General features: G+C 65.8%; 19 protein-coding genes. 10 read left to right on the top strand and 9 right to left on the bottom strand.

All coding sequences use genetic code 11. The features are described 5' to 3' along the window. Window positions 1-9 precede the first annotated feature (9 nt). The 8 genes from KY496_RS12940 to flgB all read right to left on the bottom strand — a co-directional run bounded on the left by KY496_RS12940 (window position 10) and on the right by flgB (window position 6,713). Window positions 10-1,122, bottom strand: coding sequence for a flagellar basal body P-ring protein FlgI (locus KY496_RS12940; protein ID WP_005665859.1), 1,113 nt, complete (start codon window positions 1,120-1,122; stop codon window positions 10-12). Window positions 1,123-1,137: 15 nt separating this feature from the next. Then, window positions 1,138-1,791 carry a flagellar basal body L-ring protein FlgH gene (locus KY496_RS12945; protein ID WP_219864985.1) on the bottom strand — a complete coding sequence of 218 codons (654 nt, stop codon included), beginning with the start codon at window positions 1,789-1,791 and terminating at the stop codon, window positions 1,138-1,140. 10 nt (window positions 1,792-1,801) lie between these two features. Continuing rightward, the gene (gene flgG / locus KY496_RS12950) at window positions 1,802-2,584 is read right to left on the bottom strand and encodes a flagellar basal-body rod protein FlgG (protein ID WP_123067758.1); all 783 of its coding nucleotides are present in this window, start codon (window positions 2,582-2,584) and stop codon (window positions 1,802-1,804) included. Between the two features lie 64 nt (window positions 2,585-2,648). Then, window positions 2,649-3,389 (bottom strand): flagellar basal-body rod protein FlgF, encoded by a 741-nt coding sequence (gene flgF, locus KY496_RS12955; protein WP_219864986.1) that lies wholly within the window; start codon window positions 3,387-3,389, stop codon window positions 2,649-2,651. A gap of 175 nt (window positions 3,390-3,564) precedes the next feature. Then, window positions 3,565-5,115, bottom strand: coding sequence for a flagellar hook protein FlgE (locus tag KY496_RS12960; RefSeq protein ID WP_219864987.1), 1,551 nt, complete (start codon window positions 5,113-5,115; stop codon window positions 3,565-3,567). A 39-nt stretch (window positions 5,116-5,154) separates the two neighbouring features. Continuing rightward, a complete protein-coding gene (locus KY496_RS12965) occupies window positions 5,155-5,871 on the bottom strand; it encodes a flagellar hook assembly protein FlgD (RefSeq protein WP_005665853.1) in 717 nt (238 codons plus the stop codon). A 14-nt stretch (window positions 5,872-5,885) separates the two neighbouring features. Beyond that, window positions 5,886-6,287 (bottom strand): flagellar basal body rod protein FlgC, encoded by a 402-nt coding sequence (gene flgC / locus KY496_RS12970; protein ID WP_005665852.1) that lies wholly within the window; start codon window positions 6,285-6,287, stop codon window positions 5,886-5,888. A gap of 9 nt (window positions 6,288-6,296) precedes the next feature. Then, window positions 6,297-6,713, bottom strand: coding sequence for a flagellar basal body rod protein FlgB (flgB, locus tag KY496_RS12975; RefSeq protein WP_071361649.1), 417 nt, complete (start codon window positions 6,711-6,713; stop codon window positions 6,297-6,299). A 165-nt stretch (window positions 6,714-6,878) separates the two neighbouring features. On the opposite strand from flgB, the gene flgA reads away from it, so the two are divergent. From flgA to KY496_RS12995, 4 genes are all read left to right on the top strand, one after another. Then, the gene (gene flgA, locus KY496_RS12980; RefSeq protein WP_071361648.1) at window positions 6,879-7,580 is read left to right on the top strand and encodes a flagellar basal body P-ring formation chaperone FlgA; all 702 of its coding nucleotides are present in this window, start codon (window positions 6,879-6,881) and stop codon (window positions 7,578-7,580) included. A gap of 117 nt (window positions 7,581-7,697) precedes the next feature. Then, window positions 7,698-8,012, top strand: coding sequence for a flagellar biosynthesis anti-sigma factor FlgM (flgM, locus tag KY496_RS12985; protein ID WP_005665849.1), 315 nt, complete (start codon window positions 7,698-7,700; stop codon window positions 8,010-8,012). 3 nt (window positions 8,013-8,015) lie between these two features. Then, window positions 8,016-8,486 (top strand): flagella synthesis protein FlgN, encoded by a 471-nt coding sequence (locus tag KY496_RS12990; protein ID WP_071361646.1) that lies wholly within the window; start codon window positions 8,016-8,018, stop codon window positions 8,484-8,486. Window positions 8,487-8,734: 248 nt separating this feature from the next. Then, window positions 8,735-9,916 (top strand): diguanylate cyclase, encoded by a 1,182-nt coding sequence (locus KY496_RS12995; RefSeq protein WP_219864988.1) that lies wholly within the window; start codon window positions 8,735-8,737, stop codon window positions 9,914-9,916. Between the two features lie 175 nt (window positions 9,917-10,091). On the opposite strand, the gene KY496_RS13000 is transcribed toward KY496_RS12995, so the two are convergent. Further along, window positions 10,092-10,976: a LysR family transcriptional regulator gene (locus KY496_RS13000; RefSeq protein WP_184239037.1), complete on the bottom strand. Its 885-nt coding sequence runs from the start codon at window positions 10,974-10,976 to the stop codon at window positions 10,092-10,094. 115 nt (window positions 10,977-11,091) lie between these two features. On the opposite strand from KY496_RS13000, the gene KY496_RS13005 reads away from it, so the two are divergent. From KY496_RS13005 to KY496_RS13030, 6 genes are all read left to right on the top strand, one after another. After that, complete coding sequence (locus KY496_RS13005; RefSeq protein ID WP_219864989.1) at window positions 11,092-12,207, top strand: NADH:flavin oxidoreductase; 1,116 nt, start codon at window positions 11,092-11,094, stop codon at window positions 12,205-12,207. Window positions 12,208-12,304: 97 nt separating this feature from the next. Further along, a complete protein-coding gene (locus tag KY496_RS13010; RefSeq protein ID WP_219864990.1) occupies window positions 12,305-12,742 on the top strand; it encodes a hypothetical protein in 438 nt (145 codons plus the stop codon). A 142-nt stretch (window positions 12,743-12,884) separates the two neighbouring features. Beyond that, a complete protein-coding gene (locus KY496_RS13015; protein WP_219864991.1) occupies window positions 12,885-14,228 on the top strand; it encodes a chloride channel protein in 1,344 nt (447 codons plus the stop codon). A gap of 513 nt (window positions 14,229-14,741) precedes the next feature. After that, window positions 14,742-15,773, top strand: a complete 1,032-nt coding sequence (locus KY496_RS13020; protein ID WP_219864992.1) for a DUF4214 domain-containing protein — start codon at window positions 14,742-14,744, stop codon at window positions 15,771-15,773. A 171-nt stretch (window positions 15,774-15,944) separates the two neighbouring features. Further along, complete coding sequence (locus KY496_RS13025; RefSeq protein WP_219864993.1) at window positions 15,945-17,810, top strand: glycosyltransferase family 2 protein; 1,866 nt, start codon at window positions 15,945-15,947, stop codon at window positions 17,808-17,810. 15 nt (window positions 17,811-17,825) lie between these two features. Beyond that, a complete protein-coding gene (locus KY496_RS13030; RefSeq protein WP_219864994.1) occupies window positions 17,826-20,159 on the top strand; it encodes a glycosyltransferase in 2,334 nt (777 codons plus the stop codon). Window positions 20,160-20,235 lie beyond the last annotated feature (76 nt).

Below are 20,235 nucleotides of genomic sequence, written 5' to 3' on the forward strand. Positions count from 1 at the left end.
CTCAATGAATTAGATGATTTCAAGTTCGGCGCGCAGCGAACCGGACGCCTTCAGCGCCTGCAGGATGGCCAGCAGGTCTTGCGGGGTGGCGCCGATCGAATTCATCGCCTTCACCACTTCGGCCAGCGAAGCGCCGCCCTTGACGTTGAGCACCTGGCCCGGTTCCTTCCTGATCTCGACGCTCGGATTCTGGGTCACGACGGTGGCGCCCAGGGTGCCCGGATTCGGCTGGCTCACCTGCGTGTCGGCGCCGATCGTCACCGACAGGTTGCCGTGCGAGATCGCGCAGTTTTCCAGCATCACGGCCTGGTTCATCACCACCGAACCGGTGCGCGCATTCATGATCACCTTGGCCGAGGCCAGCGGCTGCTTGACGTCGATCTGTTCCAGCTGGCCCAGGAAGGCCACGCGCTGGTCGCTCGACGACGGGGTGCGCACGCGCACCACGCGGCCGTCGAGGGCGGTCGCCACGCCGGGACCGAACTGGTCGTTGACGGCTTCGACCACGCGCGCCGCGGTGGCGAAGTCGGTCTCTTTCAGTTCCAGGCGGATCTGGTTGTCCGCGCCGAGGTTCGACGCCACCGCGCGCTCGACGGTCGCGCCGCCCGAGATGCGGCCCACCGACAGGTGGTTGACCTGCACCTGGGCGCCGCCGCCCGGGGCTTGCGCGCCGACGCCGCCGACCACCAGGCTGCCCTGGGCCATCGCGTACACCTGGCCGTCGGCGCCGTGCAGCGGCGCCATCAGCAAGGTGCCGCCGCGCAGGCTTTTCGCGTTGCCGATCGACGACACGGTGATGTCCAGCGTCTGGCCCGGCTGGGCGAAGGCCGGCAGCGAGGTGGTGACCATCACCGCCGCCACGTTCTTCAGTTGCAGCTGGACGCCGGCCGGCAGGTTGATGCCCTTCTGCTGCAGCATCGCCTTGATCGACTGCACGGTGAACGGGGTTTGCGTGGTCTGGTCGCCAGTGCCGTCCAGGCCCACGACGATGCCGTAGCCCGACAACTGGTTCTGGCGCACGCCGGCGATGGTCGCCAGGTCCTTCAGGCGCTCGGCCTGGGCCACTGGAGCAGTCCCCGCAAGCGCGGCGGCGAGCAGCATGAAGACGGTGATCTTACGCATGAATGACTCTTTAAATTAGAACGGCAGCATCGACAGGAAGAAGCGCGACAGCATCGAGGTCACCTCGGCGCGGTCGAGACGGCTGTTGGTGCGGTATTCGACCCGCGCATCGGCGATCACCGCCGACGAGACCGTATTGCCGGCCTGGATCGTGTCCGGGCTGACCATGCCCGAGAAACGGATGAACTCGGTGCCCTTGTTCATCGCGACCTGCTTTTCGCCGGCCACGATCAGGTTACCGTTGGGCAGCACTTCGGTGACGGTCACGCCGATGGTGCCGCTGAAATTGTTCGAGGCGCTCTGGTTGTCGCCGTCGGCATACTTGGTGCCCGACTCGAGGTCGACGCCGGCGCCGATCTTGCCGGCCAGCAGGCCAGGCGCGGTGAAGCTGGCGCTGCCGGTCTTGTTGCCCGAGCTGGCGCCGGTCTTGGTGGCGCTGGTGCGCTCGCTGATGTTCACGGTCAGCAGGTCGCCGATGTGGCGCGCGCGGCGGTCTTCGAACATCGGGCGGTAGCTGTTGACGTTGAAGATGGCGCCGTCGGTGGCTGGGGTGGTGTCGACCAGCATCGGACGGGCGCTGGTCGGGCCTTGCACGATAGTGGTCGGCGCGGTGTTGCAACCGGCAAGCAGCGCCACCGCGGCGAGGAAGGACAGAGACAGGGTTTTCATGAGGACTGGATTAGAGCTGCGACAGTTTCTGGAGCATCTGGTCGGAAGTCGTGATCGCCTTGCTGTTGATCTCGTAGGCGCGCTGGGTCTGGATCATGGCGACCATCTCTTCGACCACGTTGACGTTCGACGCTTCGACATACCCTTGCATCAGGTTGCCTGCGCCATTGGTGCCTGGCACGTTGAGGTTCGGCGCACCGGAGGCGGTGGTTTCGACGTACAGGTTCTCGCCGCGCGACTCGAGGCCGGCGGGGTTGATGAAGGTGGCCAGTTGCAGGGCGCCGATCTGGGTCATCGCGGCTTCGCCGGCGATCTTGACCGACACGGTGCCGTCGCGGCCGACGCTGATCGATTCGGCGTTCACCGGCACGGTGATCGCCGGCTGGACCACGAAGCCGCTCGAGGTGACGAGCTGGCCGTTCTGGTCTTTCTGGAAGGAGCCGTCGCGGGTATACGCCTGGGTGCCGTCCGGCATCATGACCGGGAAGTAGCCGGGCCCGTTGACCATGACGTCCTTGTCATTGCCGGTCAGCTGCGGGTTACCCTGGGTGTGGATGCGCTCGGTGGCGACGGTGCGCACACCGGTGCCGATCTGCAGGCCCGATGGCAGGTTGGTCTGCTGCGACGACTGGGCGCCTGGCTGGCGCACGTTCTGGTACAGCAGGTCCTCGAATACGGCGCGCGACTTCTTGAAGCCGTTGGTGCTGACGTTGGCGAGGTTGTTCGAAATGACGTCCAGGTTGGTCTGCTGGGCTTCCAGGCCGGTCTTGGCGATGTACAGCGAACGAATCATGGCATTCTCCTATTGGTGGCAGGCGAACACCGCCACGCACAATAGAATTATGCCGGGGCAACTATCAATTCAAAGCGAGGATCTGGGTCGCTTTTGCGGCGTTATTCTCGGCGTTCTTCAACAGGCTCATTTGCGTGTCGAACGACCTTGCCAGGGAGATCATATCGACCATGCAATCGACCGGATTGACGTTGCTGCCCTCGAGTGCGCCGCCGGCCACCTGCACCGTGGGGTCGAGCTGGGCGTTGCCGCCATCCTTCAGGCGGAACAGGCCGTCGTCGCCGCGCACCAGGTCGCCTTCGGGCGGATTGACCAGCTTCAGGCGGCCCAGCACGGCCGGGGCGGCCGGCGAGTCGACGTTGGAGATGGTCGAGATGGTGCCGTCGCCGCCGACCGTCACGGTGGCGTCGGGCGGGATCGTGATCGGGCCGCCCTCGCCGGCGATGGTCTGGCCCGACGCCGTGGTCAGCACGCCGTTCGGGCTCATCTGCAGCGAACCGTTGCGGGTATACGCCTCGGTGCCGTCCGGCATCTGCACCGCCAGCCAGCCCTGCCCCTTCACCGCCACGTCCAGGTCGCGGCCCGTGACCTGCAGCGCGCCCGACGAGAAGTCGTTGCCGGCGGTCGAGTCGACCACGAAGGCGCGCGTCGGCAGGCCCGGGCCCTGCACCGGCGCCGAACGGAACACGTCGAGCTGGGCGCGAAAGCCCGTGGTGCTGACGTTGGCCAGGTTGTTCGAGGTCGTGGCCTGCTGTTCGAGGATGTGCTTGGCGCCGGAGGCGGCGGTGTAGATCAGGCGGTCCATGGTTGGTCCTTTGGTTGTTGCGGTAGTGCGGCGTCGTGTTGCGTCGTTGGTGTGCGAGCGTGCGTTGAACGCGTGGACGGGAGACCCGTCCACCCCACATTCGACGCCGGCGTTGACTCGTGGCGTGGACGGCTTTGCCGTCCACGCGTTCAACCACCGCCGGCATGTTCAATCATTAACGCAGGTTCACCAGCGTCTGCATTACCGAATCCTGCGTCTTGATGGTCTGCGAGTTGGCCTGGTACACGCGCTGCGCGGTGATCATGTTGACCAGTTCGGCGGTCAGGTCGACGCTCGACGCTTCGGTGGCGTTCGACTGCAGCACGCCCATCCCCCCGGTGCCGGCGATGCCGATCAGCGGCACGCCCGAGTTGGCCGATTCGGCCCAGGCATTATTGCCCAGCGGTTCCAGCCCGTTCGGGTTGGTGAAGTTGGCCAGCACGACCTGGCCCAGCGCCTTGGTCTGGCCATTGCTGTACTGGCCCAGGATGGTGCCGTCGGCGCCGGTGGTGAAGCGCTGCAGCGCGCCCGGCTTGTAGCCGTCCTGCTCGATGCGCTTCTCGCTGGTGGCGGTGCCGTACTGGGTGGTGCCGGCGAAATCGATCTGCACCTTCAGCAGCGCATCGGCGCCGGTCGCCGGCACCACCGGGATGGCGAAGTCGAACTTGCCGTTCTTGCCTTCCGAGTTGCCGCTTTCGGCCATGTTCAGCGAGCCGTTGGTATTGAATACCAGGGAGCCGACTTTCGCCCCTTCCATTTTGAGTTCCTTGGCGATCGCGGCATCGATGTCGGCCGGGGTCGCGCCCGGCACCGCGGCCGCAGCGAGCGCGGCTGCGCTGACCTCGGCGGCATTGCCCGACGCCGCATACTTCACATCGAGTTCACCTGCCTTAGCCGCGATCGCTGCTGCGGCGGCGCGCGCATACCCGGCCGCCGCGCCAGCAACGGCGGTCGCGTCTTTCGGCACCGCGTTGTTGGCGGTGGTCCACGTCGCGTTCGCCGCGACCGATGCTTCGTCGGTCTGGGTCACGCCGACGGCTGCCAATGCGTTCAGTTCGGTGCCGTCCTTCGACGCGTAGACATTCCAGACTTCCGGATTGTCCTTGTCGCGCACGTAATAGGTCGACAGCGTGTGCGCATTGCCCAGCGTGTCATACACGGCCATCGGCACCTGCTTGTTGTAGGTGGTCGGGTCGCTCGGGTCGAACTCCAAGTCGGCCGGCGCGCTGGAGCGCGAGTCGAGCTGCAGCTGGATCAGGCCCTTGGTGGTGACCTTCGGCGGCTGGTCCGAGGTGTCGATGCGCAGCGGCACCGGCGCGCCGGCGGCCAGCTGGCCGTTGGCGCCGAGACCGTAACCGGTCAGCTTGGCGCCCTGGGGGTTGACGATATAGCCCTGCTTGTCGAGCGAAAACTGGCCGTTGCGCGAATATTGCACCACGCCGGCCTGCTCGACGCGGAAGAAACCGGAACCGTTGATGGCGATGTCGAGCGGATTGTTCGTGGTTTCGATATTACCTTGGGTGAATTGCTGGGCAATGGCTGCGACCTTGACGCCGATACCGGCCTGGGTGCCGCCCGCGCCGTTGAGCGCGCTCGCATAGACGTCGGCGAACTGGGTGGTCGACCCTTTGAAACCCACGGTGCTGGCGTTGGCGATATTGTTGCCGATAACGTCGAGCGATTTAGCTGCAGCATTCAAGCCGCTCAAGCCTTGTTGGAAAGACATGGTAGTACTCCTGAATAAGGGTAGAGTAAGCAGCTAGGCTTACATGACTTGTTTGATATCGGCCAGGGTGACAGCGCCCTTGCCCGGCAGGTTCAACTTGACGCCATCCTTGCCACCGGTGGTGACGCTGGCGACGCTGTCGAAGGACAGGGTCTTGGCATCCTTGAGGACTTCACCGCCGCGGCTGGCGATCACGCGGAAGGTGTAGGCGCCGTCGGGCAGCACGATCGGCTTGCCGTCGGCGTCGACCTTGGTGGCGTCCGGCACGCCATCCCAGGCGATCGGCACGATGCCGGCATCCTGCTCGCCCAGTTCCAGCGACGCCACGTCCTTGCCGGTCTTGGAATCGACGACCACGACCTGCACCTTGTCGGCCGGGGTTGCCAGCTCCACGCCCAGGATCGCCTGGCTCTTGTGCAGCAGGATGTCTTCGCCCTCGACCAGCACGCCGTTGCCGATCAGCTGGGTGGCCTGCAGCGACTCGGTCGACTGGTAGCTGGCCTTGAGCGACTCCAGGGTCGTGTTGAGCTTGTTCACGCCGGTCACGGTCTGCAGCTGGGCCAGCTGGCTGGTCATCTGCGCGTTGTCCATCGGGCTGAGCGGATCCTGGTTCTTGAGCTGGGTGACCAGCATGGTCATGAACTTGTCGGTGTCGGCCTGGACGCTGTCGGTCTCGGTCTTGGCCTTGGCGTTCATTGCCGCCTGCAGGTCGGCGATATTCGAAGTCGGGCTCTGGGAGCTGATCGGGCTGGTCATGGTAGATAGGAAGGTTATTGGCCGATGGTCAGGGTCTTGAGCAGCATGGTCTTGGCTGCGTTCATGGTTTCGACGTTGGTCTGGTAGGAGCGCGAGGCCGACAGCATGTTCACCATCTCGTCGACCACATTTACATTAGGCATCGCTACATAGCCCTTGTCGTCGGCCATCGGATGCTTGGGATCGTAGACCTGCTTGAGCGGCGACGGGTCTTCGACCACTTCGCGCACGCGCACGCCGGTGGCGCCCGAGGCGGTCGGCACCGACTCGAACACGACCGCCTTGGCGCGGTAGGCTTCGCCGGTGGGCGAGGTGGCGCTGTCGGCATTGGCCAGATTGCTGGCGGTGGTGTTCAGGCGCTGGGCCTGGGCGCTCATCGCCGAGCCCGACACATTGAAGATATTAAATAGCGACATGGTCAGTCCTTATTGGCTCTGCAGCGCCGTCATCAGGCCCTTCAGCTGGCTGTTGATCATCATGATCCCGGCCTCGTAGCGCAGCGCGTTGTCGGCGAACTGGTTGCGCTCGACGTCCATGTCGACGGTATTGCCATCGACGCTGCCCTGCACCACGCCGCGATACAGCACCGGGGTGCCATTCGCCAGGGTGTCGCCGGTGGCGGCGCCGCGCGGGATGTGGCCGTTATTGGTGGTGTTCATCGCGCCGGCGTTCTTGCCGCCCGCCATCGCATTCTGCAGGGCGCTGGCGAAGTCGATGTCGCGCGCCTTGTAGTTGGGCGTGTCGGCGTTGGCGATGTTCGACGCCAGCAGTTCCTGGCGCTGCGAGCGCAGGGACAGTGCGGTTTCATTGAAACGCAGGTAGTTGTCGAGATTGCCGATCATGCTGCCTCCGAGGGTGGCTTGTTGGGACAGAAGCGATGATACGGACCCGGCTTGCCGGCCAATCGACGGATAAGGAGGTGGAAATCCCCCGCTATTCAATGTTTCGCTACGGAATCATTCGACCTAAGATGGCAGCATTCCGATCTCCCATCAACTGGAATCTCCATGAAACAGCAACTTGTCGCCTTTTCGCTGCTCGCCCTCGTATTCGGCGGCGCGCAGGCGCAACAGACATCCGGCGCCGGGCGCCAGAAGGCGGAAAGCGTGCGCGCGGTCGCCGAACAGTTCCTGAAGACCCAGAGCGCCGGCCTGCCGGGCCAGGTGACGGTGAAGGTGGGCGGCGTCGACCCACGTCTGAGCCTGCCCGCCTGCCCGGCGCCGGAAGCCTTCCTGCAACCCGGCGCCCGCCCCTGGGGCAAGACCACGGTGGGCGTGCGCTGCGCCGCCCCGTCCTGGTCGCTGTACCTGCAGGCGCAGGTGAGCGTGGTGGCCGACTACGTCGCCGCCGCCGTGCCGCTGGCCCAGGGCCAGCCACTGGACGCGTCCCAGCTGGTGCTGGTGAAGGCCGACATCGCCGCCATGCCGAACGGCATCATCACCGACATCGCGCAGGCGATCGGCCGCACCCCGACCATCTCGCTGCCGGCCGGCACCGCGCTGCGCACGGACACCTTGCGCGCGCAGCAGGTGATCAAGCAGGGCCAGGCGGTACGACTGGTGTCGCGCGGTTCGAACTTCTCGGTCACGAGCGAGGCGAAGGCGATCAACAACGCCAGCGACGGCCAGGTGGTGCAGGTGCGCACCCAGTCCGGCACCGTCGTCAGCGGCCTGGCGCGCAACGGCGGGATGGTGGAAATAGTTCTATAAAGAAATGTGATTTTCGCGGCATCGAAATCGTGATTGATCGCTAAAGTTTGTAAAGGCGCAGCCGTTACATCAAGCAGATCCCGGAGCTTGTAGCTTCGAACCGAGAAGGATGATGCTGTGAAAATCAACGATACGCTCAAGGGCAACCCCGGCCTCCAGCCGGCGACCACGCAAACGAATACCGCGCGTGGCGCCGACAAGGCCGCAACGACGGCGCCGACGACCCAGGCGCAGACCGACAGCGTGCGGCTGTCCTCGCAAGGCCAGGCGATGGCCAATGCGGTGGGCGGCGGCGCGCAGGTGTTCGACGCGAAGAAGGTCGAACGCATCAAGATGGCCATCGCCGATGGCCAGTTCCAAGTCAACTCCGAGAAAGTGGCGGACGGCTTGCTAGAAACCGTACGCGACTTGCTCCATTCAAGACAACGCTAAACCATGACTCCGAGCCCGACCCAGACCATTGCAGCCGAACACCAGCACCTCGACGCCCTCGTGGCATTGATGAAACAGGAACAGCAATCCCTGGTCGCGCTCGACGCCGACGAACTGTCCAGCCTGACCACGCAGAAGAACGCCCTGCTGGCCAGCCTGTCGAGCCTGTCGCAACAGCGCCACGCGGCGCTGCGGGCAGCCGGATGCGAGGGATCGGAAGCGGGCATGGGTCCATGGCTGGCCGCCAGCGACGATGGCGGCGCGCGGGAACAATGGGAACGCATGCTGGACGTGGCCCGCGAAGCAAAAGAACTCAACCGCGTCAACGGCATGCTGATCAGCAAGCAACTGGCGCACAACCAGGGCGTGCTCAACGCCCTGCGCACCCCCACCAATGCGCCGACCGGCGCGATCTATGGCGCCAGCGGCCAGACCGTGGGGCTGGGGGCGTCGAAGCGGTATGTCGTTGGCTGAAAAGCCGACATAAACATTCCCGCCGGCAAATTTTCAAGGGCATAATACCGCCTCACGCCATCGGCCGAACACCAAAACGTCGTTCCCGCGGAGGCGGGAACCCAAGTATGCATGAGCTGCCGCAGTCTTCAACTTACCGTGGCTGCGCTAAGACCTTGGGTTCCCGCCTCCGCGGGAACGACGGCGTTTGCCGCTAATGACCGAAATTTCCCTGCTATCTGAACGCTCCGAGCGCACAGGCCTGTCACATGCTCGCCACCCAGCAGATCTTCCTGATCGCCGCCCTGCTCTGCTTTCTCGTCTTCCTGGCCCTGCTGGCCGCGGGATCGGAGAACGTGCGGGGCATGCGCGCCATGCTGGCCTCGGCCGTGCTGGGCCTGGTGGGCAATCTGCTGTACGCCTTCGGGCGCGAACTGCCGCCGCTGCTGGCCTATGAAGTGGCGAACATGGCCTATGCCGGCGCCGGCGCCGCGCTGGCGGCCGGCTACCGCCAGTTGGCCGGCCTGCCGGCGCGCCTCGCGCCGCTGGCGCTGCTGGTGGGCGCGGTCGGCCTGCTGATCGCGCTCTTTCACTACCGCTTCGATTCCTTCGCCGCGCGCAGCGCCGTCGCCTCGCTGTTCCAGGCCGCCGTCTGCGCCGACATCGCGCGCAGCGTGCTGGCGCCCGCCGCCCTGAACAAGGTGCAACGCTTCGTGCTGCTCATGTGCGGCCTGGTCGTGGCGGGCCACGCCGTGCGCATGGCCTGGCTGCTGCTGGCGGCCGAACCGCCAGATTCGCTGCTGCAGCCGAGCAGCGCCAGCCTGGCGATCCTGACCGCCGCCGCGCTGGCGCTGCCGGCGCTGACGCTGGGCGGCCTGTTGACCATGCACCGCTACATCCTGCAGCAGGCCGAGTACGTCGCCAACCACGACCACCTGACCGGCGCCTGGTCGCGCAAGGCCTTCTTCGACATCGCCGAGCGCGAGCTGGCGCGCAGCCGGCGCAACGGCCAGCCGCTGGCCCTGATGCTGATCGACCTCGACCATTTCAAGGAAATCAACGACGGCGGCGGCCACGAAGCCGGCGACGTCGCCCTGCAGCTGGTGGCCGAACGCGCCCGCGCCTCGCTGCGCGCGGCCGACTGCATGGCGCGCCTGGGCGGCGACGAGTTCGCGGTGCTGCTGCCCGAAACCACCCTGGCCCAGGCCTGCACGGTGGGCGAAAAGCTGCAGGCCGAGCTGCGCCAGCTGGCCGCCACCCTGAAACGCCATGGCGGACAAGCCCCGCTGACCCTGAGCATCGGCGTGACCGCGACCCAGGCCGACGAGCCGTTCAAGGCGACCCTGGCGCGCGCCGACGCCGCGCTGTACGCGGCCAAGTCGGCCGGCCGCGACAAGGCGATCGCGCTGGCGCCGCAACTGCAGCCGGCGCGTCCGCGCCGGGCCGGCTGATTTAGCGCCTATCCCGGTAGGTGGGGGGAAGCTCATGGCGACATGCGCGTAGGCGATGCATGGCGGGCGTGAGCAAGGCGCGAGGAGGCCGCATGGCGAGCCATGCAACGACGAGCAACGCAGCGCACGCTTGCCAGGCGCGGCAGGAGCGACTCCCACCTACCGGGATAGGCGCTTAGCCGCCCAGGCGGGCCAGCTCTTCCTCCAGCGCACCCAGGAACACCTTGACCCGTTCCGGCACGTAGCGCCGGGTCGGGGTCACGGCCCACACCGACAGCTCTTCCATCGCCGCGTCCTCCAGCGCGACGCGCACCAGGCTGCCCGCGCGCAGGTGTTCATGCACGTCCCAGAACGTCAGCATCGCCAGGCCGAGCCCCTGCACGGCGGCGGTGCGCGCGGCGTCGACGCTGCTGGTGAGCACGCGCGCGTCGACCCGCCGCCGCTGCAGGCTGCCGTCCACCATGAAGGGCCAGCGTGCCACCGCATGCAGGCCGATGCACTGGTGGTGTTCGAGATCGGCCAGGGTGGCGGGCGTGCCGTGCGCGCGCAGGTAGCGCGGCGCGGCGCACAGCAGGCGCGGATTGGCGGCCAGGCGCCGCGCCACCAGTTCCGAATCGCCCAGGGTGGCCACCCGCAACGCCAGGTCCAGGCCCTGGCCGACGATGTCCTGCACCCGGTCGGACAGGTCGAGGTCGACGCGCAGGTCGGGATGGCGCTCGAGCAGGGACGGCAATAATGGCAGCACGATGGCCTGGCCGAACACGCTGGGCGCGGTCAGGCGCAGCAGGCCGGAGGCGCGGGCGCCGCTGGGCCGCAGCGCGCCGCGCGCACTCTCGTCGGCCTCGGCCAGGGTGGCCGCATACGGCGCGAAGGCTTCGCCCTCGGCAGTCAGCGCCAGCGAACGCGTGGTGCGGTGGAACAGCCGCACGCCGAGGTCGGCCTCGAGCGCGGCGATGCGGCGCGACGCCTGCATCGGGCCGATGCCGAGCTGGCGCGCGGCCGCCGACAAGGTGCCGCCGGCCGCCACCGCAAGAAAGATGCGCACATCCGAAATCTGCATGTTTATAACTGAATATGTTAAAGCGGCTGCACACCCGCCCGTCTTTATCGCCCGTCGGCGCTCGTCTACCATGGCTTCATCGTCGCCAAGCGACACCAACCGAGCGAAGACCAGCATGAGCGATTCCCTGAACCCGATTCTATCCGCAACCGATATAAAAGGCGCCAAGCTGCGCAACCGGCTGGCCGTGGCGCCGATGACCCGCGTTTCCGCGACGCCGGAAGGCGCGCCGACCCGGGCCATGCATGACTATTACCTGCGCTTCGCCCGCGGCGGCTTCGGGCTGGTGATCACCGAGGGCCTGTACACCGACCAGGCGTTTTCGCAGGGTTACCTGAACCAGCCCGGCCTGGCCGACGACGAGCAGGCGCGCGGCTGGGCGCCCATTACGGAGGCGCTGCGTGAACAGGGCGCCCTCACCTTCGCCCAACTGATGCATGCCGGCGCCCTCAGCCAGGGCAACCGCTTCCGCAGCCACGGCGTGGCGCCATCGGCCGTCCAGCCGAAGGGTAAGCAGATGACTTTTTACCATGGCAAAGGCGAGTATGCCGTGCCGCACGAGATCAGCGAGGAAGAGATCGCGCAGGTCGTGCAGGGATTCGTCGATAGCGCCGTGCGCGCGGTGCGCATCTCCGGTTTCGACGGCATCGAGATCCATGGCGCCAACGGCTACCTGCTTGACCAGTTCCTGACCGCGCATACCAATCTGCGCACCGACCGCTGGGGCGGCCCAGTCGAGCACCGCGTCGGCCTGCTGGCCGAGGTGCTGGCCGCGGTGAAGGCGGCCGTGGGCGACCAGGCCCTGGTCGGCATCCGCATCTCTCAGGGCAAGGTGAACGATTTCACCAGCAAGTGGCCCGGCGGCGAGGCCGATGCGCAGGCGATCTTCGGCGCGCTGGCGCGGGCCGGGGCCGACTTCATCCACGTCACGGAATTCGAAGCGTGGCAACCGGCCTTCGCCGATGGCGGCGACAGCCTGGTGGCGCTGGCGCGCAAATATGCCCCTGGCGTGGCGATCATCGCCAATGGCGGCCTGCATGACGTGCAGCGTGCCGGCGAGGTGCGCGCAGCCGGCGCCGACGTGCTGGCGCTGGGGCGCGGCGCGCTGGCCAATCCCGACATGCCGACATTGTGGCAGCGCGAACTGGCGCCCCGCGTCTTCGACAGTGCCATCCTGGGTCCGATCGCCGACATCAAGGAAAGCGAGCTGGCGTTGGCTGTGATCGATTGAACGGAAAGTCCTACGCGCAGGCGCTCCGCCCTCCTATTGGGAACGATGACTGGTGAACCCAGATGTTCATTTTGTCAGCTGTGCCAAGGAGAGCATCATGGAAGATAAAAAACCGCAGGACATCCAGCAGGACGATCAGGACCAGGGCCTGCGCCAGGGCCGCGCCGATTCCTATGCGGGCTTCGTGACCGACGACATGAGCGGCACGTCGAGCATCGGCTCGGGCAACGGGCAATCCGGTATCCAGAGCAATTTCGCCAAGGCTTCGCCTGAAAGCAATGTCGGCCCGGCCGGCGCGGCGCAGAGCAGCCATGGCAATGCATCCGGGCCAATTCCCGGCGGCGTGCTGGGCAAGTCCGAAGACAGGCAGAACGGCCAGTCGGCGATCGGCGGCGCGGCGACCGGCGGCTCGCCGGGCACCCACTACGACCGGGCGACGCAGGATTATGTGGGACGTGCCAGCGACGACAAGATCAGCGAGCGGCTGGCCGAGGGCGCCGAGAGTTCCGGAACGCCGGGAGACGGGCCACGGTAGTTGAGCAGGCTGCATGCCAGCATGCGTGTCGCCCCGCCAGGAAAGTGGCGGGCGACATTTTCCGGGGTCCTGATTGCACGCCGAACAGCAATACATTCGTGCAAATGTTTATAATGATGGCTCCGATAAATTCCCGGCCATCATGGCGCCCGAACCCTCTCCGCACGATGTGCGCTCCGCCTTCCGGCGTGAATTCGTTTCTCCCCACCTCTGGCGCACCCGGATCGTCGTGGTCAGCATGGCCGCCATCGCCGGACTGGTCGTGGTGGCCTTCACCTGGCTTGCCGAATCCGCCTTCGGACAATTCCAGCAACTCAATGAAATGGCATGGTGGGCGCCGCTGATCTGGACGCCACTGTGCTGCGCCGCCATCGTCTGGGTGACGCGCCGTTATGTGCGCGGCGCCGGCGGCTCCGGCATCCCGCAAGTGATGGCGGCGCTCGATCCCACGCTGTCGGGCGGTCGCCGCCCCCTCCTCGTATCGCTCAAGCTGAGCCTGGCCAAGATCGGCCTGACCTCGGCCGGCCTGCTGGGCGGCTTGTCGCTGGGGCGCGAAGGCCCGTCGGTGCAGATCGCGGCCGGCGTGATGCTGTCGGCCCGCCGCTGGCTGCCCCGGCGCAGCGGCATCAGCGCGCACTCTTTATTGGTGGCGGGCGGCGCGGCCGGCATCGCCGCCGCCTTCAACACCCCGCTGGCGGGCATCATGTTCGCGATCGAAGAGCTGTCGCGCACGCCCGAGCAGCGCAATAGCGGCCTGATCGTCGCCGGCATCGTGCTGGCCGGCCTGATCGCCGTCTCGGTGCATGGCAACGGCCCCCACTTCGGCGTGATCCATCCCGGCCCCATCGGCCTGGCCTTGCTGTGGCCGGGATTGCTGGCGGCCGTGGTGTGCGGCTTCGCCGGCGGCCTGTTCGCGCGGCTGCTGCTGGCCAGCTTGCGCGGAACGTCGCCCGACCTGCCCAGCCGCTGGCGCGCCCGCTACCCGGTGCGTTTCGCCCTCGGCTGCGGCCTCGTGGTCGCCGTCATCGGCATCGTCAGCGGGGGCGCCACCTATGGCAGCGGCAACGAGGCGACCCGCGGCTTGCTCGAGAACGAAGCCAGCGTGCCGGTCGCATTCGCCCTGTTCAAGTTCGTGGCCACCTGGCTGACCGCCTGGTCGGGGGTGCCGGCCGGGATTTTCGCGCCATCGCTGTCGATCGGCGCCGCCCTGGGCCATGACATCGCCGTGCTGACGGGCTATCCGCATGCGCCGGCGCTGATCGCGCTGGGGATGGTCGGATTCCTCGCTGCGGCGACCCAGGCGCCGCTGACGGCCTTCATCATTGTCATGGAGATGGTCGACGGGCATGGCATGGTGCTGAGCCTGATGGCTTGCGCGGTCGTGGCGAGCACGGTGTCGCGCGTGCTCGGCCCGCCGCTGTATGGGGCGCTGGCAGCGATCCAGTTGCCGCCGCGGCCGCTGCGGGATACAAACGACCGCGCCTGATACCAGCGATTCCGGCCGACATGATCGATGGTGATCCAAAAAATATCGATGCGGCACGGCATCAATTTTGCCGGAAAATGTTTCAAAAAAGGAATGCTATTGGTATAGTGCATGTATCTGTTCGTAATTTTGTTTCATTTGTGCGTAAATACATTGTGCGCAATTGATCACATTTTATGGGCATGAAACAATCGGAGAGTTTTGTCGAAGAACGATCCATGTAGAATCCCCGACGATTGCGCACTGCATCATGGAAACTCCGTGAATCGGTGGGGCCAAGGTTGTTGGCCTGTATTGATAACGCTCTCAACTTAGCCCATGGCAATGCCGGCGAAGCTCGTGCCGAACTCTTCGATTTGTATCGATTTCCCGTTAGCAGCATTGCATCGGGAGCCGCCCCTGTCACGACGGGCCCACGATATCTAGGGTGCGCAAGCAAGGTCCACAGGCAGTGCTTGTGCGCCTGGAGCGTCCGGTCTTACCGGGAATTTTGATCCTACTTAGGAGTAGTACATGTACGATACCAACGCCACCGCGATCAGCAACCAGCTGAAAGCTACCTCGGCGCAATTCTTCAGCGATGAAACCATTGCAAGCATTCTGGACCTGCTGCCAGCAAGCGGCACCGTCGTTGCTGACAATGTCACCGCCGCCAACAATGCCACGATCACCCCGGCAGCAGGCGTCGATGTCGTGTTCATCGAGACCTCGCCTACCCAGCAGACTACCGTTACCGTGACCGGTGACGTCCCTGCCATCTTCTTCCAGGGCAATGGCGGCGTTGACGCAACCATCGGCACCGCACCAGCACCAGCTGCAACCGGCAACTCGTCGGCAGCGACCGTGGCCGGCGAAGAAATCGCGCGCGTCGTGGTGGGCACCGCAGGCGCCGACACCATCACCATCGCCGATGGCGTGAACACCCAAGTGGTCGCCGGTGACGAAGACACCGTCGTCGCAGGTTCGGGCCGCACCCTGGTGATCGCAGCCGAAGGCAGCAGCACCGTCGTGGGCAACGACAAGACCGTCGTCCAGGCAGTGGGCGCCGAAGAAGACTTCGTCATCACCACCGAAGGCGGCAAAGCCACCATCGTCAACGCCGCGACCGGCGTGTCGGTGACCATGAGCGACGTCGACTTCGTCCAGCTGGATGGCGACGACGTGTTGATCTTCGCTGCCAACGAGAAGCAGGCAGCCGTGGCCAACCTGTACCACGCACTGCTGGGCCGTAACGCGGACGCCGGCGGCCTGGAGTTCTGGTACGACCACGCCGATGGCACCACCACCCTGCACACGATCGCTTCGGGCTTCCTGGAGTCGGCCGAGTACACCGCCCTGGACCAGGATGACGCCGAGTTCGTCGACGCCCTGTACGAAGGCCTGTTCGGCCGCGACGCCGACACCGCCGGCGCCGAGTACTGGCTGGAGCGCCTGGAAGATGGCGCGTCGCGCGCAGACGTGGCAACCGCGTTCGCGGAAGCGTCGGTCGACGGCGACGAAGTGGAGATCGTCGGTACGGTCACCATCATCGACCCAACCGTGTAATTAAGTAGCTCTATGCAACACCCAAAAGGGGGCCCTGCCCCCTTTTTCCTCTCTACGTGCACGTCCCGCCTGCGGGACGATGCACTTCTGACGCGAGCTGTGGAATTGTTCACGGCTGGCCAGCACGCCGATGCGCTGTTGGCTGCCGAATACGTATGCCGCCGCTTGCCCATGAACCGCATTCCCGCCATCCTGCGCGCCAAGATCCTGCAAACGGCCTATCCGTTCATGGCCTCCCGCGCCTGGCACGCCGCATGGCTGAGCGAAGCGGAGAATCCCCTGCTGCAGGACGTCATGCTGCAGGCCTGGCTGAAGGACGGCGGCCGCGCCGACGTCGCCAGCCTGGGCCCGGCCTTCCTGCCCGCGCGCTGCCGCGCGGGGCGCCACGAAAGCCTGATGCCCATCCTGCGCGCGGCCGGCGTCACGCATACCGGCGCTTGCTGGAAGAACGACGACGCGATCGAGGCGATGGTTTTCCTCGGCAATGGCGCGCCACGCGCGACCCTGCTGCTGTCCGACGAGACCACCCAGTACCAGTTCGAGGTGCCCGGCGACGGCGCCCGCGTGCGCTTGACGCCGCCGCGCCCCGGCGCCGTGTGGTCGATCACCCTGCTGCAACCCGACGGACGCCGGCAACTGCTGCCCGGCTCGCCGCTGGCGTTCTACGAGACGCCGACCGTTCGCGCCGGCTCGGAGCCGGCCGCGACGAACCCTGCCGATACCGCCGTGCGGCCGGTATCGGTCGTGATCCCCGTCTACCGCGAGCTGGCGCTGGTGCGCGCCTGCATCGACAGCGTGAAGACCAGCCTGCCGCTCAACGGCACGCCGGCCAAGATCGTGGTGGTGGACGACTGCAGTCCCGAGCCCGCCCTTTCCGCCTGGCTCGACAAGCAGGCGGCGGCCGGCGCCATCACGCTGCTGCGCAATGCCTGCAACCTCGGTTTCATCGAGACGGTCAACCGCGGCATGCGCGCCCATCCGGACCACGACGTGCTGCTGCTCAATGCCGACACCCAGGTGCACGGCGACTGGATCGACCGCCTGGCGCGCGCCCTGTACGCGACGCCGGACGTCGCCTCGGTCACGCCCTGGACCAATAACGGCGAGATCAGCAGCTTCCCGGTGATGAGCCAGGCCGCGCCCGCCCCGGACACGCGCGAACTCGCGCTGCTCGACCAGGTGGCGGCCGAAGTGCGCGCCGCCCCGGGCGGCGCCGACATCGAACTGCCGTCCTGCTGCGGTTTCACGATGCTGATCCGGCGCACGGTGCTCGACGCCATCGGCATGCTCGACGGCACCGCGCTGATCCGCGGCTACGGCGAAGAAGTCGACTGGTGCATGCGCGCCCGCGCCGCCGGCTGGCGCCACCTGCAGGCCACCGGTGTGTTCGTCGCGCATGAAGGCACGGTGTCGTTCCGTGCCGAGAAGACGCTGCGCGTGGCGCAGAACCGGGGCGTGGTCGTTGCACGCTATCCCGACTATTACGGAGAATTCGCCGCCTTTGTCCGCAACGATCCGCTGTCCGGTGCGCGCGATCAGTTGCGCGATGCACTCGCCCAGTCGCGCGCGGCGGGCTGGCTTTGCAAGGCCGATGCCGCACAGCATACCGCCGCCCTGCCGCAAACCGTGGCGAAGAAACCGTTGCCGGCTACGCTGCCGACACTGCCTTCATCCATCCAACGGATCGCCGTCTGGCGGCATGATCCGCTGTCCCCTGCGGCACGGAAAGTGCTGGCGCTGGCACGCATGATCGCCAGCCGCCCGCAGCTGCGTTTGCGGCTGCTGGTCACCGGCCGTTCAAGCGACGCGCTGGTGCACACCGGTGTCGTCGATCACATCCCGGAACTCAAGGGCGATGCCCTGTCGTTGCTGGACGATGTGCGTCTGATGCAGGCATCCGGCTGCCGTGCCGTGCTAACCGATGACCCTGCGGGACTGCCTTCCAAGCTGCGTCCCGTGCTACTCGACGATGGCTTCGATGCCGCCGCCTGGCTGAACGACTGGCTTACCCGCAACGCAGGCGCAAAGGCCGCCTGATACCTGCTCTTCCGAATGAAAAACGAATCCGAAATTCTTGATGAGGCGACTGCCGACGCCACGCGTTGGCATGGCGCGCTCGATGGCATGTACAAACAGTTGGTGTACGGCTGGGCCTTCGATCGCATGTTTCCCGATGCCCGCGTGATCGTGGAAATCTGCCGCGACGATGTGCCGGTCGCCTGCATCCTGGCCGACGTGGCGCGCACCGACTTGGCTGCGGAGCTGGAAGCGCTCGGCGCGCCTGACCTGTGCCATGGTTTTGTGGCCGATCTCGGCGCGCTGCCGGCTTCGTCCGGCGGCGTGATCTCGGCACGTGTGGCAAATACGACGGCCACGCTGGCGGGCAGCTTTCGGCTGGAGGAATCGAAAGAGCCGCCAGCAGCAGCCATTAACAGTGTCGTCGGCGATGGGGGTTTGCGCCTGCATGGGTGGGCACTCGATCCGGCCGATCAGAAACGCACCGTCACGGTGCGCGCCTTCGTAGGCAACGAGATGGTGGCGCAGGCTGCCGCCAACATCATTCATCCATCGATGCGCGGCTATGTAGATGGCGCCCACGGCTTTGACCTAGCCCTGCCGGCGTCGCTGGCCAATGGCGCCGTGCATAGCGTGCGCGTGGTGGATGACGAAGGAAGGCCGCTGAATGGCAGTCCGTTGACGTTATGCTGCTCGATGGATGGCTTGGTTGGGCTGCTACCGGACGATTCTGACGAATTGCTACTGAAGGTGGCCGATATCTATCAGCGGCATTTGCCGCGCAGCGTTCCCATGTCGGCCTGGCCGGAATGGTCAGCACGATTTGATCGCGAAGGCCCGGCTGTCCTGCCGACACTGACGACCGCCGTCATCGTGACGGGTGAGGCGGATGCGGCGGCCCTGGAGCGCACGCTGGACAGCGTGCAGTCGCAGCATGGCATGACGGTGCAGACTTTTTCCGGCCAACCATTCGCGGACCTGCTGGCGCAGGCGCTGGCGTCGGGCTGCGATGTGGTTTGTTGCGTGCGCGCAGGGGATACGCTGGTGCCGCATGCGCTGGCCTACGCCCTAGAAGGTTTCGCGCTGCCGGGCACGCAACTGATCTATACCGACAGCGAAGCAAATGGACGCCCATGGTTCAAGCCAGCCTGGAACCCCGACTACGCGCTGGCCAGCGACTACCCGCTCGACCTGCTGCTAGTTCGCGCCTCGACCGCCCGCACGCTGCTCGAAGCTCACGACGCAGCCAGCTTCGCTTGGTCGGCGCTGGCTGTGGCATGGCCGCGAGGCTTTGAAGCTATCGTCCATGTGCCGCGCGTGCTGCTGCGCATGGCGTCGCCGCCGAATGCGGCCGAGCGCGCCGCACGCCTTGCTGCCGCCAGCCGCGCACTTGCCACCTTCGCACCGCAGGCCGTGCTAGAAGAACTGGACGGCTTTCCGCCGGGCAGCGCATATGCCGCGCGCCGTGTACGCCATCCGCTACCGGCCGACACGCGCGACCTCTCCGTCAGCCTTATCATCCCGACACGCGACCGCTCCGACCTGCTGCGGCGCTGTATCGACACCATCCGCCGCTTCTCTGCCTGGCCGAAACTGGAGATCATCGTAATCGACAACGGCTCTACGGAAGAAGTCACCCATGCCTACTTCGCTGAAATCGCGGCGCTAGGCGTTCGGGTGCTGCCGATGCCCGGTCCATTCAACTACGCGAACCTGAACAACCGCGCGATTGCCCAAGCCAGCGGCGACATTATCGGTCTGGTCAACAACGACATCGAAGCGCTACACGCTGACTGGCTGGAAGAGATCGTGGCCCAACTACTTCGTCCTGACGTCGGTGCCGTCGGCGCCAAGTTGCTCTGGCCAAACGGTATGGTGCAGCATGGTGGAGTATTACTCGGTGTAGGCAATGTCGCCGGCCACTTCGGCAACCGCCTAGCGGATGCGGACTGGGGCGACCATGGCCGCAACCAGCTAGTACAACAGGTTAGCGGCTGCACCGCCGCCTGCCTGTTCCTCAGGAAGGAAGATTACCTCATGCTTGGCGGTATGGACGGAAATGCGTTTCCAGTAGCTTTCAACGATGTTGACCTTTGCCTGAAGGTGCGGGCAGCGGGCAAGGCGATCGTGTGGACACCGCATGCGAAGTTACTGCATGCGGAGTCAGCGAGCCGGGGGCATGAGGATACAGCACAGAAAAAGGCACGGGCGCAGCGGGAGATGGATCAGTTGCGCATAAAATGGGGGAATGTATTGATGCAAGATCCGACGTATCACCCGGCGATGAATTTGGATCCAAATAGTCATGCGTTTGGAGGATTAGCGATACCGCCGCGGTTGCGTCTTCCGCGCACCGCCTCATTGTTCTAATAATTATGCATGCACGTTGCGATTAAGTCATGAATGCATCTCTCTTTCAGCATAAAGCACCGTATGCTCTGTAGAT

Source organism: Massilia sp. NP310, assembly GCF_019443485.1.
Classification (GTDB): domain Bacteria; phylum Pseudomonadota; class Gammaproteobacteria; order Burkholderiales; family Burkholderiaceae_D; genus Telluria; species Telluria timonae.

Bases quoted from the DNA above. Each gene is read 5' to 3' on its own strand.
- KY496_RS12940 (WP_005665859.1), bottom strand. From the start codon at position 1,122: ATGCGTAAGATCACCGTCTTCATGCTGCTCGCCGCCGCGCTTGCGGGG.
- KY496_RS12945 (WP_219864985.1), bottom strand. From the start codon at position 1,791: ATGAAAACCCTGTCTCTGTCCTTCCTCGCCGCGGTGGCGCTGCTTGCC.
- flgG (WP_123067758.1), bottom strand. From the start codon at position 2,584: ATGATTCGTTCGCTGTACATCGCCAAGACCGGCCTGGAAGCCCAGCAG.
- flgF (WP_219864986.1), bottom strand. From the start codon at position 3,389: ATGGACCGCCTGATCTACACCGCCGCCTCCGGCGCCAAGCACATCCTC.
- KY496_RS12960 (WP_219864987.1), bottom strand. From the start codon at position 5,115: ATGTCTTTCCAACAAGGCTTGAGCGGCTTGAATGCTGCAGCTAAATCG.
- KY496_RS12965 (WP_005665853.1), bottom strand. From the start codon at position 5,871: ATGACCAGCCCGATCAGCTCCCAGAGCCCGACTTCGAATATCGCCGAC.
- flgC (WP_005665852.1), bottom strand. From the start codon at position 6,287: ATGTCGCTATTTAATATCTTCAATGTGTCGGGCTCGGCGATGAGCGCC.
- flgB (WP_071361649.1), bottom strand. From the start codon at position 6,713: ATGATCGGCAATCTCGACAACTACCTGCGTTTCAATGAAACCGCACTG.
- flgA (WP_071361648.1), top strand. From the start codon at position 6,879: ATGAAACAGCAACTTGTCGCCTTTTCGCTGCTCGCCCTCGTATTCGGC.
- KY496_RS12990 (WP_071361646.1), top strand. From the start codon at position 8,016: ATGACTCCGAGCCCGACCCAGACCATTGCAGCCGAACACCAGCACCTC.
- KY496_RS12995 (WP_219864988.1), top strand. From the start codon at position 8,735: ATGCTCGCCACCCAGCAGATCTTCCTGATCGCCGCCCTGCTCTGCTTT.
- KY496_RS13000 (WP_184239037.1), bottom strand. From the start codon at position 10,976: ATGCAGATTTCGGATGTGCGCATCTTTCTTGCGGTGGCGGCCGGCGGC.
- KY496_RS13005 (WP_219864989.1), top strand. From the start codon at position 11,092: ATGAGCGATTCCCTGAACCCGATTCTATCCGCAACCGATATAAAAGGC.
- KY496_RS13010 (WP_219864990.1), top strand. From the start codon at position 12,305: ATGGAAGATAAAAAACCGCAGGACATCCAGCAGGACGATCAGGACCAG.
- KY496_RS13015 (WP_219864991.1), top strand. From the start codon at position 12,885: ATGGCGCCCGAACCCTCTCCGCACGATGTGCGCTCCGCCTTCCGGCGT.
- KY496_RS13020 (WP_219864992.1), top strand. From the start codon at position 14,742: ATGTACGATACCAACGCCACCGCGATCAGCAACCAGCTGAAAGCTACC.
- KY496_RS13025 (WP_219864993.1), top strand. From the start codon at position 15,945: ATGAACCGCATTCCCGCCATCCTGCGCGCCAAGATCCTGCAAACGGCC.
- KY496_RS13030 (WP_219864994.1), top strand. From the start codon at position 17,826: ATGAAAAACGAATCCGAAATTCTTGATGAGGCGACTGCCGACGCCACG.